Raw genomic sequence first — 15308 nt, 5'->3', positions numbered from 1 at the left:
ACTATAAGTCGTATTGTTTTATTTTTCTGTACAGTGTACGTTCAGATATATTAAGTTCTTTAGCCGCAGCTTTACGCTTACCACTGTGTCTTTCTAGAGCACGCTTAATTAGCTTTATCTCTTGATTCTCTAAGTTCAGTGGCTCGTCATCTACAGTCTCTGCCTCTAGATAGTTAGATGTATCTTCATCCTCATCTACTGTATCGTGAAACATCACATTAGGAGTAGATGGCATGTGGCTCTCCATCGGTATCACATCTAAGTTAGCACTCTGAGGAGCCATCAGTTCAGGTAGCTCAGCCTTCTTGGTACCATAGATTTTTTGGATTAGAGATTTGTTAGACTCAGATACTGTACCCTTATCGTGCTGTAGTAACTCTAGTGTCAGTTTCTTAAGATCTGTAAGGTCGCTCTTCATATCAAATAGCACTTTATACAGAATCTCTCGCTCATTACTAAAGTCAGAGTCAGACTTAGAAGTATTAATCACAGAAGGCAATTGTCTATCGTGATTAGGTAAATAACCCTGAAGTACAGGTAGAGATATATCTCTATTAGTTTCTAATACAGATATCTGCTCAGCCACGTTGCGCAGTTGACGGATATTACCATACCAGCTATATCTCATCAGATAAGCAGCAGCAGCAGGCTCTAATTTAATAGGAGGCATCTTATACTTATGTGAGAAGTCTGAAGCAAACTTTCTGAACAGTAGATGTATATCTTCACCACGCTCACGTAGAGGAGGTAATAATATCTCTACAGTACTCAGTCTGTAGTATAAGTCCTCTCTAAATTTACCTTTGTTGATAGCATCTACCATGTTGACATTAGTAGCAGCAATGATACGGATATCAGTCTTCTGTACTTTAGACGAACCTACCTTGATAAACTCACCATTCTCTAACACACGTAGCAGACGCACTTGTGTAGTAAGTGGTAGTTCACCTACCTCGTCTAAGAATATAGTACCGCCGTCAGCCTCTTCGAAGTAACCTTCACGAGTGCCAATAGCACCCGTAAAAGCTCCTTTTTCGTGTCCGAATAGTTCACTATCTATTGTCCCTTCTGGGATAGCACCACAGTTCACAGCGATAAATTTACCGTGTTTGCGGTGAGATAGTGAATGTATAATTTTAGGAATACTCTCTTTACCCACACCACTCTCTCCAGTGACTAAGACTGAAATATCAGTAGGAGCTACTTGTATAGCTTTCTCCAATGCACGATTTAGTTTTACATCGTTACCGATAATCTCAAAGCGTTGTTTTATGACTTGAAGGTTTTCCATTCTTTTCTTTTAAATATTGCTATTTACTACTCTTGCATAGCAGAGTATCCTACAGGTTTACCGATAAGTGTAGCAGATGTACAATCAGTAATTTCTACCATAACGAAGTCTCCTACATTGTAGTTTTCTTTAGGGAAAATTACAGTAGTATTTTGAGAGTTACGTCCAGACCATTCTACTTCAGAACGCTTAGATGTTTTCTCGATTAATACCTCTACTGTCTTACCTAAGAATCGTTGCATACGCTCTAGACCTATCTCACGTTGTACGTCGATAATCTCTGTCAGACGACGTTTTTTAGTCTCTTCTGGCACATCATCCTCTAACTTACGAGCAGCTAATGTACCTGGTCTTTCAGAGTATGCGAACATATAACCGAAGTCATAGCGCACGTGTTTCATTAATGATAATGTATCTTGGTGATCCTCTTCTGTTTCAGTAGGGAATCCAGTAATCATATCTTGTGATAACGAAATCTCAGGAATAAGTTCATATATCTTATCTACTAATGCGATATACTCTTCTCTAGTATGCTGACGGTTCATCTCTTGTAAGATACGTGTACTACCAGACTGTACTGGTAAGTGGATATATTTACAGATATTCTCATGTCTAGCGATAACCTCTATCACCTCGATATGCATATCCTGAGGGTTAGACGTAGAGAAACGGAAACGCATCTTAGGGAACATAGTTGCACATTGCTCTAAAAGTTGAGCGAAGTCTACAGCTGTAGCCTTTTGCATCTCAGTAGCTTTTTCGTAATCCTTCTTAAGACCACCACCATACCATAAGTAACTATCTACGTTCTGACCTAGTAGAGTGATTTCTTTGAATCCTCTTTGTTTTAAGTCAGTGATCTCTTCGATGATACTTTGAGGGTCACGGCTACGCTCACGACCTCTAGTGAATGGTACTACACAGAATGTACACATATTATCACATCCTCTAGTGATAGACACGAATGCCGTCACCCCATTACTTTGAAGACGTACTGGAGAGATATCACCATAAGTCTCATCTTTAGATAAGATTACGTTGATAGCATCTCTACCTTCTTCTACATCTTTAAGTAGGTTAGGAAGATCTTTATATGCATCTGGACCTACTACCATGTCCACGATTTTTTCTTCTTCTAAGAACTTTGCTTTAAGACGCTCTGCCATACAACCAAGAACACCTACTTTCATACCAGGGTTCTTTGTTTTCATTTGATTGTATTGATTCAGACGTTTACGCACAGTCTGTTCTGCTTTATCTCTGATCGAACAAGTATTTACTAATACTAAATCAGCCTCTTCTAGCTTATCAGTTGTATTATATCCTTCATTAGATAGGATAGATGCTACAATCTCACTGTCAGAGAAATTCATTTGACAACCGTAGCTTTCTATGAATAGCTTTTTCGTATTGTCTTGTTTTTGTTCTAATTGTAAGCTTGTACCTTGTTTATTTTCGTCAATTACCTTTTCCATAAGATACTCTAAGGGTGTTTTACTTTAAGTTGCAAAGATACTTTTTTTTATATAACTGACAAGATGACAGTGTTTGTTTTAAGTTTTTTTTGTTAGTGTTTATATACAGCGATTTAGGTAATGTGTTTTGTGTTAGAGATAGCCAATTTAGGAGAAGCTTTAGACTGTTTAAGACTCCCTTTGCTTTAGTACAAATTCTTTTTGTGGAATTAATGAAAGCCTCTATTCAGTTTCTTTGATAAGTATGAAAATGTACCCAAATATAATATAAGCGGATTCTTAGAATAGTTCAAGATTTAGATAGAAGGACAATAGAACAAGTATAAGACATAGATTCATCGACAAAGAGCCTCTTTACTCAACTAAATACGGCTTATTGTCGTTCTATTGTCGATGGATTAATGCACAATGCTTGATTTTACTGCGTTTATAGCCCTATTCAGTTTTATAGTGTCTATTTTGTGATTTTGATTAAAGTGTTGTTATTTAATTGTTTATATTGTTTTTATCTCGTTTTGAGAACCAAAAAAAGTAGATTGTTTTTTTGTAAAATGCCTTGATAGGAGTCTTTTTGAGCGTTTTTTATAAAAAAAGCCTATAATAAAAACCTTAAATCAGGTTTTATATTCATTTTTAGACTAAAAAAGGGAAAATTGTAGAGCGAAAATAAGAAGAGTAACTCGTAGGTAGATAAATTCTCATAAAGAACTAATGCAATAGTTTTCCAAGAAGTGAAATATGTTGTTATTTTATCAGGTATTTAAAACATAATTATAGAGCTGATGAATCAACAGGTTAAGTTTAACGGGACAGGATGGTTTTTTAGAGTGAGTGCTAAGGAAGCGATATGGGGAAGTATCATCTTCCTAGGGTTGTTCTGTGCAGTCTTTTATCTAATTCATTTTATAGTAGAATCGGTAGGTAATGAAACGCTTAATTCATTACAAATGCCTATATTCTTAGTTCTTCTTTTTGTTGTGTCATTTCTCATAGTGCAGCAATTTATAGTACCACATATTAAGTTTAATCAGCTTGTGTTTTGTGAGGGATATATCAGTATTTATAAAACATCTGGTGAGCATCGCGTCTATCTAGATGATATTAATACCCTTCAGGTGAATGTGATATTAGAAGATGGTACTATCTATAAAGAGAGATACAGTGGCTTTAGATTTTTGACGACTAAAGGGACATATGTTATCTCTATGATAAAAGGTGTGGAAGATAAATGTGCTAGTGAGCCTATGAGTAATATGTTCTATAAATTACTTAGTGATAGATTAGACCTAGATAATACTAAGTGTAAAAAATCTAGAGTGTACAAAAGAAGTTATGGTCTGGTGTACGAACTGAAAGCTAAACAGTCTTAGTGAAGTAAAAGTGAAGACTATTGTCCTTTAAGTTTATAATCTCTGAAGGGGAGTAGTTCGTATAAGCCTTACATTCTTTGATAAAATGCGATTGGTCATAATACCCGCTATCTAATATTAGGGATAGTTGATCTTTATTAGGAGAGAAGAATAACTTTCTTAGTGTATTCTCGAATCTACTTACTACTTGAAAGTTTTTAGGATTGAATCCGAACTCTTGTTTAAACTTTCTTTCGAAGTGACGTGTACTGATGTTTAGTTGTTGACTTAGTTCACTGATGCACACTGTACTGTGATTTTGGTAGATAGTACGCATTGCTTGATCTAGTATGGTGTTGGTACACTGGTGTTTTAAGAGTAGTAGAGTGAAGAATTCATCTAGAAGCTGTATTCTGTTTTCTATAGTTGAGGTATGATATAGTTTATCTATTAAGATATCTCCTTCTTCTTTCCATAGATCATGTACAGTCACATAACTGTTGTGTAGTTCGTTAAAGTTAATAGGACTGAAGTGTCTAAAAGCTCCGTGATTAAAGCGAATAGCTATAAAGTCTATGTCGCCCGAAGTAGTGATATTAGCATGCTGACGTGGACATAGTATATGTGATGTAGATAGTGCTTGATTATCTACATAGAATGAGGTGCCGAAGTGTATATACACATCGACACCTGTACCTGCTACTAGAGGAAACATAGTAATGCTGTCCTCATTGGTATTAGATTTTCCCCAGTAATACCTGTTTATATAGGGCAATAAAGTTGCCGTAGGTTTATGATGGGCTAGTTGCATAAGTTTATCTGATGATGTCTATAAGTGGTGCTTTAGCATAGGTGTGCTCTGCAGCAGCGATAAAGGTGTTAAAATGTGCAGTCTGTGTATGTGTATCAAAGCTAGTCTGATCCTTAAACTGTTCATTAAATACGAAGTGTGTGTGATCCTCTACATCTTGATAGAGATGATAAGAGATATTACCAGGTTCTAATCTTGTGTTTTTGATTAGATCATTAGTCAGTGTTCTAAATTCACTGATGTGTTCTGGTTTAATAAAAAACTGAGCAACTATAAATTTTTCCATTGTACTTCAAATTATGTTTTTAGTTGTAGCAAATGTATTAGATGCAAATATAATAGGATTGTAAAAATACGACATGTTTAGATTATGTTAGTATGAGAGTGTAATCTTAAGATGTTTTAAATGTGTGATGCTTTTGGTGATTGATTTGTTGTGTCGATAGTATTAAAGAAATAAGATAAGGAAGGCCTTGTGATTAGGCTCTTGTTGTTAGGTCTATGGAAAACGGCTTAGTAAGCTTTTTTGTTATTGTGATTTTTACAGTAGAATAATTAGCAAACTTTATGTATTGTGCGAAAAAATAGCAGTATAAAGTATTGTAAGAAGTAAAAATTAAAATTTTTAGAGAAATGTTATCAAATTGTTTAATCTTCTTTTTTTGTTTAGAAAGAAAATTAATTTCTTGATTTATTACTGTATTCTTGCTTTATTTTACAAATAACTAGACAATTATTGTGAGAATTGTATGCTAGCATATTAGTTAAAAGAGGTATTAATAAGTGTGAGCACGGATATATTCAAAAAAATCATATATTTTTGCTTCACAAAATAATGAAGTATGGCAAAGAATTTAGTGATTGTTGAGTCACCTGCAAAGGCAAAAACCATTGAAAAATTTTTAGGACAGGATTATCAGGTAGAGTCTAGCTATGGACATATAGCGGATTTACCTTCTAAAGAAATAGGAGTAGATGTAGAGAATAACTTTAAGCCTAAGTATGAAGTATCGAATGATAAGAAGGCGGTAGTTAAGAAGTTAAAGGATCTTGCGAAGAAAGCTGAAATGGTTTGGTTAGCATCCGATGAGGACCGCGAAGGGGAGGCTATTGCATGGCACTTAGCGGAAGAACTAAATTTGAAGAATGACAATACGAAACGTATAGTGTTTCACGAGATTACGAAAAACGCGATATTAAAAGCAATCGATAATCCTCGACAAATAGATTATAACTTAGTGAATGCTCAACAGGCTAGACGTGTGCTAGATAGATTAGTTGGGTATGAACTGTCTCCTATACTGTGGAAAAAAGTAAAAGGAGGTCTGTCTGCTGGACGTGTACAGTCTGTAGCTGTACGTCTTATCGTGGAGAGAGAAAGAGAGATTAACGACTTTAAAGTAGAGTCGTCTTATCATATCTCAGCTGAGTTTAAAACAGATGAAGGAAAAACATTAAAAGCGAAATTACCTAAGAACTTTGCTACTGAAAAAGAGGCAAGAGATTTCTTAGCTGTTAATATTGGAGCGGCGTATAGAGTATCTGATTTAGAGACTAAACCAGCTAAAAAATCGCCAGCAGCTCCATTTACTACTTCTACGCTTCAACAAGAGGCAGCTAGAAAACTTCACTATTCTGTAGGTCAAACGATGATGTTAGCACAGCGTCTATATGAGAGCGGGCTTATCACGTATATGAGAACGGATAGTGTGAACTTATCTAAAGAGGCTATGAGTGCGGCTGCGGCTGAAATCACTAAGTCTTACGGTGCTGAATATTCTAAACCACGTACATATACTACTAAGAGTAAAGGGGCTCAAGAGGCTCACGAGGCTATACGTCCTACGAATATGGCGCTACACAATGCTCCTGTAGATAGAGACCAAGCTCGCCTTTATGACTTGATCTGGAAGCGTACTTTAGCTTCTCAGATGAGTGATGCTCAGTTAGAGAGAACAAATGTGCGTATCGAGGCAAATAAGTTTAAGGAGTTATTTGTGGCTTCTGGTGAAGTATTACTTTTTGAAGGATTCTTAAAGGTGTACTTAGAAGGACATGATGATGAGGATGAAGAAGTAGAAGGTATCTTACCAGCATTAAGAGTTGGTGAAGGATTAGAACAGAATGCATTAGTGGCTACACAGCGTTTTACTAAACCTGCGGCTAGATATACTGAGGCTTCTCTAGTGAAAAAATTAGAGGAGTTAGGTATCGGTAGACCGTCAACTTATGCACCTACTATTTCTACTATTATCGCTAGAACATATGTAGAAAAAGGAGAGACTGAAGGAAAAGAGCGCAACTATAAGATGATGATGCTTAGAGGTGCTGAGGTGAAGGAGAAGGTGTTAGTAGAGAAGACTGGTTCTGATAAAGGGAAGTTAGTACCTACAGATATCGGTATGATCGTAAATGACTTCTTAGTGAAGAACTTTAAGACTATCCTAGATTATAACTTTACTGCTAAGGTAGAAGAAGACTTCGATGAGATCGCAGCAGGTAATGAAGACTGGGCGAAGATGATGAGAGAGTTCTATGATCACTTCCACCCGACAGTAAAAGATGTAGAGGAGAACGCTGAGCGTGAATCGGGAGAACGTATTTTAGGAGTAGATCCTAAGAGTGGACGTACTGTATTAGTTCGTTTGGCTAAGTTCGGTCCTGTGGCACAGATTGGTAATCCTGAAGATGAAGAAAAACAATTTGCAAGCTTAGCTGCAGATCAAAATATAGGAACTATTACTCTAGAAGAGGCTTTAGCTTTATTCTTATTACCTAAAGTATTAGGTGAATATAAAGGAGAAGAGGTTGAGGTGAACAATGGTAGATTTGGTCCTTATGTGAGAGTGGGTAAGACATTTATCTCTCTGCCAAAAGGAGAAGAACCTGCTGATGTGACTATGGATAGAGCTATGGAACTTATCAAAGAAAAAGAACAAGCTGATGCACCTATTGCTACTTACCAAGGGTTAGCAGTACAAAAAGGTGTGGGACGCTTCGGGCCTTACTTAAAGTGGAATGGTATCTTTATCAATGTGAGTAAGAAGTATAACTTCGATAATTTATCTCAGAATGATATCAATGAACTAATCGAAGATAAGATTCAAAAAGAGAAAGATAAAGTTATTCACGACTGGGCTGAAGAAGGAATTAGAGTAGAGAAGGCTAGATGGGGACGTTCGGTGATCTTAAAAGGAAAGACTAAAATAGAGTTGGGTAAAGATGTGGATGCCGCTGCTTTATCTCTAGATGAGGTAAAGGCAATGATAGAGGCAAAAGCTCCAGCTAAAAAGACTGCTGCAAAGAAAACAGCTACAGCTAAAAAAGCAACTACAACTAAGAAGACTACTAAAAAGTAATAAGGCATGATCTACGAACTGCTAAAACCAATAGATAAGGACTTAGTCAATTATATAGACGGTCTACAAAGTCAATGTATCGGTAAGAAAGTTACTTTCTTTTCGGGTGGTGACTTTGAGAATAACGGTAGATATAATATCGCTATCATCGGTATAGGTGATAATAGAGGAAATGCAGAAGGCGTTAGTATTGTTGATATTGCCAAAATTAGAAAGTCGTGGTATAGCTTATATCCAGGTAACTGGGGAGTTAATATTATCGATTTAGGTGATGTAGTAGCTGGTGAGAGATTAGAAGATACTTATTTTTTAGTCAAATCATTGGTGGCAGACTTGGTTAAACAAGGGGTTATTCCTGTATTAGTAGGAGGTTCTCAAGATATGACGTATGCTATGTATAGAGCATACGATGCTTTAGAACAATCAGTAAATTTAGTTGCTGTAGATGCTAAATTAGATTTGTCTAAGACTGAAGGAGATATTGCGAATAGTTATTTGACTCGTATTATAGTAGAAGAGCCTATTAATTTGTTTAATTTTTCAAATATTGGATACCAGACTTATTTTAATGCTCAAGAAGAAATAGATTTAATAAGCAGTTTATTTTTTGAAGCATATAGAGTAGGAGAAATATCACATAATATAAAATTAGCAGAGCCTGTATTAAGAGATGCAGATATCGTAAGTATAGATATGACGTCTGTAAAATCAGGGGATTCAGGAAACTTTGAATTCTTTAATCCGAATGGTTTTGATGGAAGAGAGATATGTGCCTTGGCTCGATATAGTGGCTTAAGTGATAGAGTTTCATCTTTTGGGATATTTAATTATAATAATTACAAAAATGAAACGTTATTAATAGCACAAATGCTTTGGTATTTTGTGGAAGGAGTTAATTATCGCTCTAATGAATATCCTTTTGTAAGTAAGTCAAGTTATACGAAGTATATAGTTCCTATAGATGGGTATGACGATTTAATATTTTTCAAGAGTGATGTGTCTGAACGCTGGTGGATAGAGGCCTCAGTGGGAACATTGGAAGCTGATAGAAAAGTATTATTGCCTTGTAGTTATGATGATTATGAGTCAGCAATAAATCAAATAGTACCTGAAAGATGGTGGCGAACAATGAAAAAAAGTATAGTTTGAAAATTAATTTAACAAAAATAAATAATTTAGTTAAATTAATTTTTAGCTTTGTTTTGTGAAATAAAAGAAAAAAAAATTACTTGTTAGTATTTCAAAGAAGTACATAAAAAACCTAAAATTATATGAAGAAGATCATTACGTTAGGAGCAGTTTTAGCCTTGATGACCAGTTGTGGAACTGGAGATAAAGGTGAATTGATGCATGGTGAGCCTGGGAAGAGATGGACTAGTGACAAACCTCAAGGAATGTCTCTTATCCCTGGAGGTACATTCACTATGGGTCAAGCAAATGAGGATTTCTTAGGAGCCCAAGATGCGCCAACAAAAACAGTGACTATCGGTTCATTTTATATGGATGAAACTGAGATTTCGAATAACCAGTACCGTAAATTCGTAGAATGGGTAAAGGATTCGGTTGTTAGAACTAAGTTAGCTATTGCAGCTGATGAAATGGGTGTAGCAAAAGAATCTGGAGGTATCGGTGCTTATGCATTCTTAGATGCAGAAGAGAATCTAGATAAAATGACTCCATACCAAAAGTATATGTATGACAATTATTACAGCCTTCAGGTGAGTGATGATATCTACGGTGGACGTCGTTTAAACAAAAAAGTGCCTTTAGTTAAGGATACTCGTAAATACCCAGATGCTAACTATGTGGAAGTAATGGATTCATTATACATTCCAGCTAGTGAGACTTATAATGGTATGACTACATTCGATAACTCTAAACTTAAATTTAAATACTCTTACGTAGATGTAGATGCAGCTACAAGAGATAGATCAAATGAGAATAGAGGTAAGAGAAATAGACACTTAAAAACTGAAACTTTATTAATCTATCCTGATACTACACGTTGGATTAAAGAGTTTCAATACTCATACAATGAGCCAATGCACAATGATTACTTCTGGCATGAGGCTTTCGGTGATTATCCTGTAGTAGGTGTTAACTGGAATCAAGCAAAAGCGTTCGCTGCGTGGAGATCTATGTACAAAAACAACTACTTAAAAGATAATAAACAAACTATTGAAATTAACGAATTCCGTTTACCAATGGAAAGCGAGTGGGAATATGCGGCTAGAGGTGGTCTAGAAGGAGCTATGTACCCATGGGGTGGACCATATGCTACAGATGAGAAAGGTTGTTTTATGGCTAACTTTAAACCAACTCGTTATGATTATGCAGCAGACGGAGCACTTTATACAGCTAACGTACGTTCATATCCACCTAACGGATATAACTTATACAATATGGCAGGTAACGTAGCAGAGTGGACTAGTTCTACTTATGATCCTTCTAGTTATGCTCATATGTCATCATTAAAACCAAGAAATAGACCTAGTGATAGCCCTCTAAAAGTAGTAAGAGGAGGTTCTTGGAGAGATCCAGCTTATTTCTTACAAGTGTCTACTCGTGATTCTGAGTATGCAGATTCAGCAAGAAGTTATGTCGGATTTAGAACTGTACAGTCAGTATCAGGTTCTTTATCACGTGTTAACCAAGCAAAAATGGCTCGTTAATAATCATTAAAAAAAAATAAGAAAGAAAGAAAGCTATGGTAATACCAAAAAGAGTGATGAACTTCTGTTATGGAATAGGAGCATCGATAGTAATCGTCGGAGCGTTATTTAAAATTACGCATATGGAATTCGGACCATTAAATGGTAACAACATGTTAACTATTGGTCTATTAGTGGAGGCGTTTATTTTCTTCCTGTCTGCATTCGAGCCAGTTGATGATGAATTAGATTGGTCAAAAGTGTACCCAGAATTAAAAGATGGAAAAGCTAGAGAAGTAAAAACAGTGAAACAAGCTGTAGTTGCTGAACCTCAGGATACTGAAGGTATGCTTTCTAAAAAATTAGATCAAATGTTGAAAGATGCTAAAATTGACGGTGAGTTGATGAATAGCTTAGGTAATAGTATTCGCAACTTCGAGGCTGCTTCTAAAGAGATGGCTCCTACTGTGAATTCTGTGGCTTCAACACAAAAATATGCACAAGAAATGACATTAGCTGCTCAACAGTTAGAGTCTTTAAACAAAGTGTACAAAGTACAGTTAGACAGCGCTACTGCTAATGCAGAGATTAATAAAGCTGTAGCTGAAAATAATGCTCAATTAAAAGAGCAAATGCAAGCATTAACAAACAATTTAGCGTCATTAAACAACGTTTATGGTGGAATGCTTTCTGCTATGGGTGGTGGAAATAGAAATGCTAATTAGTTTATAATTTAAAAACATTATAAGGTAATGGCACAACAAAAATTGACACCTAGACAAAGGATGATTAACCTTATGTACCTTGTGTTCATCGCAATGATGGCTCTTCAGGTATCTACAGAGGTTTTATCAGCTTTTGGAGTAGTGAACGAAAAGTTTGAGGCTGCAAATGAGAATGCAGTTAAAAATAATGAGGGTTTACTTTCTGGTCTTGAAAAAAAGGCGGAGGATGACCCAACGCGCTTTAGAGAGCCTTATAAAAATGCTCAACAAATCGCTAAGATTACAGAAGAGTTTTATGCTTATATCGGTGGTATAAAACAACAAGTAGCAGCTCCATTCGAAGGAGAACGTACAGAGAATGGTAAATTACCTGCTGAGCGTATGGAAAAAGGTGAAGTATTAGATAACCTTTGGTTTAAAGGGGATAAATACTCTGCTGAAGGAGATGCTTTTGTTGGAGAAATCGAGAAGTATAAAAAAGCACTTACTGATATTTTATCTAAAGATGTGAAGTTTAAGTTTATCGTTGATGATATCAATAGTAAATTTGACTTAGGTGAGGTAGTAGATGGTGAAGGAATTAAAAAGAAGTATTTAGATTACAACTTTAAAAAATTCCCTGCTATCGCTTCTTTGACTAAATTATCTACTATGCAAAATGATGCTAAGATAATCGAGTCTGAGATCTACAACGCATTTATGGGTAATACACTTAGTAAAGCAGCTTCTATGAAGAACTACCAAGCAATTGTAGTGGCTGAGAAGTCAACCCTTTTTGCTGGTGAAGCTTATAAAGCAAAAGTTGTTTTAGGACGTTACGACAAATCTACGGTTCCAACGAAAGTTGTTGTTAATGGTCAAACAGTTGATTTATCTAAATCATTAGTTGACGGACAAGTTCAAGTTGGATTTACAGTAGGTAACGTTGGAGAACATCAAATTGGTGGTAAGTTTACTTTTATTGAAGATGGACAACCTGTTGAGATTGATATTAAAGGAAGCTATGTAGTAGTACCTAAACCAAACTCAGCTAACATCTCTGCTGATAAGATGAACGTTGTATACCGTGGTGTATCTAACCCTATTACTGTTTCATTCGCAGGTATTTCTAATGATAAAGTAGTTGCTTCTGCTCCTGGTTTAAGTAGCTTAGGAGGAGGAAAATATATGCTTAAACCACAAGGTGGAAGAGAAGTAGTAATCAATGTTACAGGTACTCTACCTGGAGGACAACAAGTGTCTGATAGAAAAGTATTCCGTATCAAGGATATCCCTGCACCTAGAGGTACTACTCGTGGAACATCTAGTGATAAAGGACCAAGAGCTAACTTAGCTGCAATCACTGTTAATGCGTCTCTAGATGACTTTGACTTTGATTTAAGTTTGACAGTTACTGGTTTCGTAGTACAAGTTCCAGGACAACCTAGTGTTGTAGTAAGCGGTAATAGAATGAACGAGAGAGCTAAAGCTGCTATTAGTAGAGCTCAAGCAGGAGACGTTGTTGTGATTTCTGATATTAAGACTCGTTTAGATGGTGTAAGCGATTACGCATTGAAGAAAACGGCTCCTTGTACTTTTGAAATTACACAATAGTTTACTTAATATTATAAGAAGAAAATTTTGAAGAATATGAACTTGAAGAATTTTTCACTATATATAGTGTTTACAATGTTTTCAATAGGAACGTTTGCACAAACAAGCCTATTGAACGCTAAATCTGCTGCTGATATTGGTATTATGCCACTTGAGCAAATTTTGATTAAAGCTGAAGGACCTATCCCTTACGGATATGTTCGTGAGAAAGATATTTTATTTGGTATTAAGGTTTGGGAGAATATCTCTTTGTCTGAGAAAGCTAATGAAATGTATTTATATCCTCTTGAAGAAAGTTTAAATGAAGGAGGTATTGGTGCTAAATCATTGTTTAAAGTATTACTAGATGGAATAAAGTCAGGAGATATTACTGAGGTTTATGACGATAGTGATTTTAAACGTAAAAGAAATCTTAAAGATATCGAGGATTCATTCGTAAAAGTAGATACTTTGGATGCAGGTCTTGAGTATTTAAATGCTGGTGAAAAAGTGCCAGATGAGTATATTCAAAGAACTGAATTAACTGCTTCTGACGTTAAAGAATACCACATCATGGGTATGTGGTTCTTTGATAGAAATGAAGGACAGTTAAAGTATAGAATATTAGGTATTGCTCCTGTAGTAGCTGATATTTATACTAAAGGTTCTGCTAGAGAGAATTATGTTGAGTTATTCTGGATTTTCTTTACAGATGCTCGTGGTACATTGTTCCAGAATTATGCATTTAATGCTAAAAACCCATTAAATCCTGTTAACTTTGATCACTTGTTAAATGCAAGAAGATTTAGTGCTACTATCTATAAAGCGGATAACCAGTATGGTAACCGTAAAATAGATGAGTATATCAAGAATAATGATTTAAAACGATTATTTGAAGGTGAAAGAATTAAAGAATTAATCCGAAACCTTGAAGATGATATGTGGAATTACTAATTTTGTAGTTTCTAATTTATTAAGCTCTTATCTAATTAATTAGATAGGAGCTTTTTTAATGTATATAAGTTATGGTTGATTATATCGTAGTTGGAAGTGGTCTGGCAGGTATTTGCTTTACTGAGAAACTAATGGCTGAGGGGAAGAGTTTTGTAGTTATAGATAACGAGAAGCGCTCTTCGTCGTTAATGGCAGGAGGAATGTATAATCCTGTTGTATTAAAGCGTTTTACTGATGTGTGGAAGATAGAGGAACAACTAGAGATAGCTATGCCTTTTTATGCAGAGTTAGAACGTAAGTTAGGTGTTGAATTTATGTTTGAGATTCCATTGTATCGTAGATTGTTGTCAGTGGAAGAACAAAACAATTGGTTTCATGCAGCTGATAAACCTAATTTAGAGAAGTTTCTATTGCCAAAGTTAGTTCGCAAAGAAGTACCAGGTGTTATTAGTCCATTTGGATTTGGAGAAGTTACTCATACTGGGTATTTAGAAACTAAAACTTTAATAGCAGCGTATAGGGATTATCTTACTAAGATGTCTGCTTATAGAGTAGAAGAGTTCGATTATGACAGCTTAAGTTATACGGACGAGAGTGTAAAGTATAAAGATATCGAAGCAAAGCATATTGTTTTTGCGGAAGGTTTCGGAATGTTGCAGAACCCGTTCTTTAAAGATTTGCCACTAGATGGTACAAAAGGGGAAGTGCTTTTAGTAAAAATACCAAACTTAAATATTGACTTTATGCTTAAGTCTAGTGTATTTTTGATCCCTGTTGGAGATGACCTTTATAAAGTTGGAGCTACTTATGATTGGGAAGACAAGACTGATACTCCTACAGAAGAAGGGTTAAATGAACTATTAGAGGGGCTTAGAGATGTTATAGATCTTGAGTTTGAAGTAGTAGCTCACAATGCAGGAGTTAGACCAACAGTAAAAGATCGTCGTCCTTTATTAGGAAGAAGTAGAGAGTCAGCTAGAATCCATGTGTTAAATGGATTGGGTACAAGAGGAGTTTTATTAGGACCTTTCTTAGCTGAGAAATTATATAATAATATAGAAAACGCTATGGTGTTAGAAGAGAGTGTCTCTATCCATAGATATAAAAAATTTAAATTTTAG

At 35.6% G+C, this 15308-nt stretch carries 12 protein-coding genes; 8 read left to right on the top strand and 4 right to left on the bottom strand.

From position 1 onward, the window contains the following. Position 1: 1 nt before the first annotated feature. Both BMX53_RS01000 and miaB read right to left on the bottom strand, forming a co-directional pair. Positions 2-1291, bottom strand: a complete 1290-nt coding sequence (locus BMX53_RS01000; protein WP_074744194.1) for a sigma-54 interaction domain-containing protein — start codon at positions 1289-1291, stop codon at positions 2-4. Positions 1292-1317: 26 nt separating this feature from the next. After that, positions 1318-2766, bottom strand: a complete 1449-nt coding sequence (gene miaB / locus BMX53_RS00995; protein ID WP_074744192.1) for a tRNA (N6-isopentenyl adenosine(37)-C2)-methylthiotransferase MiaB — start codon at positions 2764-2766, stop codon at positions 1318-1320. Between the two features lie 782 nt (positions 2767-3548). Between miaB and BMX53_RS00990 the strand changes: the two genes are divergently transcribed. Next, positions 3549-4136 (top strand): hypothetical protein, encoded by a 588-nt coding sequence (locus BMX53_RS00990; RefSeq protein WP_074744190.1) that lies wholly within the window; start codon positions 3549-3551, stop codon positions 4134-4136. Here BMX53_RS00990 and BMX53_RS00985 read toward each other — a convergent pair. Continuing rightward, positions 4123-4926, bottom strand: coding sequence for a helix-turn-helix domain-containing protein (locus tag BMX53_RS00985; RefSeq protein ID WP_083394377.1), 804 nt, complete (start codon positions 4924-4926; stop codon positions 4123-4125). The genes BMX53_RS00990 and BMX53_RS00985 overlap by 14 nt on opposite strands. A gap of 4 nt (positions 4927-4930) precedes the next feature. After that, entirely contained in the window at positions 4931-5212 is a 282-nt protein-coding gene (locus BMX53_RS00980; protein ID WP_074744186.1) for a putative quinol monooxygenase, read from the bottom strand. Positions 5213-5768: 556 nt separating this feature from the next. Between BMX53_RS00980 and topA the strand changes: the two genes are divergently transcribed. The 7 genes from topA (at position 5769) to BMX53_RS00945 (ending at position 15308) form a co-directional block, all read left to right on the top strand. Next, entirely contained in the window at positions 5769-8285 is a 2517-nt protein-coding gene (topA, locus tag BMX53_RS00975) for a type I DNA topoisomerase (protein ID WP_074744184.1), read from the top strand. 6 nt (positions 8286-8291) lie between these two features. Further along, positions 8292-9434, top strand: a complete 1143-nt coding sequence (locus BMX53_RS00970; RefSeq protein ID WP_074744182.1) for a formimidoylglutamase — start codon at positions 8292-8294, stop codon at positions 9432-9434. A 122-nt stretch (positions 9435-9556) separates the two neighbouring features. Further along, entirely contained in the window at positions 9557-10957 is a 1401-nt protein-coding gene (gene porK, locus BMX53_RS00965; RefSeq protein WP_038984725.1) for a T9SS ring complex lipoprotein PorK/GldK, read from the top strand. Between the two features lie 35 nt (positions 10958-10992). Next, a complete protein-coding gene (gene porL / locus BMX53_RS00960; protein WP_038984727.1) occupies positions 10993-11661 on the top strand; it encodes a type IX secretion system motor protein PorL/GldL in 669 nt (222 codons plus the stop codon). 27 nt (positions 11662-11688) lie between these two features. Beyond that, positions 11689-13254, top strand: a complete 1566-nt coding sequence (gene porM, locus BMX53_RS00955; RefSeq protein ID WP_074744180.1) for a type IX secretion system motor protein PorM/GldM — start codon at positions 11689-11691, stop codon at positions 13252-13254. A gap of 75 nt (positions 13255-13329) precedes the next feature. After that, positions 13330-14187, top strand: coding sequence for a type IX secretion system ring subunit PorN/GldN (gene porN / locus BMX53_RS00950; protein WP_240485443.1), 858 nt, complete (start codon positions 13330-13332; stop codon positions 14185-14187). A 71-nt stretch (positions 14188-14258) separates the two neighbouring features. Next, the gene (locus tag BMX53_RS00945) at positions 14259-15308 is read left to right on the top strand and encodes an NAD(P)/FAD-dependent oxidoreductase (protein ID WP_074744178.1); all 1050 of its coding nucleotides are present in this window, start codon (positions 14259-14261) and stop codon (positions 15306-15308) included.

Origin of the sequence: Myroides marinus (assembly GCF_900109075.1) — a bacterium.
In the GTDB taxonomy this organism is placed as follows: Bacteria; Bacteroidota; Bacteroidia; order Flavobacteriales; family Flavobacteriaceae; genus Flavobacterium; species Flavobacterium marinum_A.
This window is presented reverse-complemented; position numbering and strand designations above follow the sequence as displayed.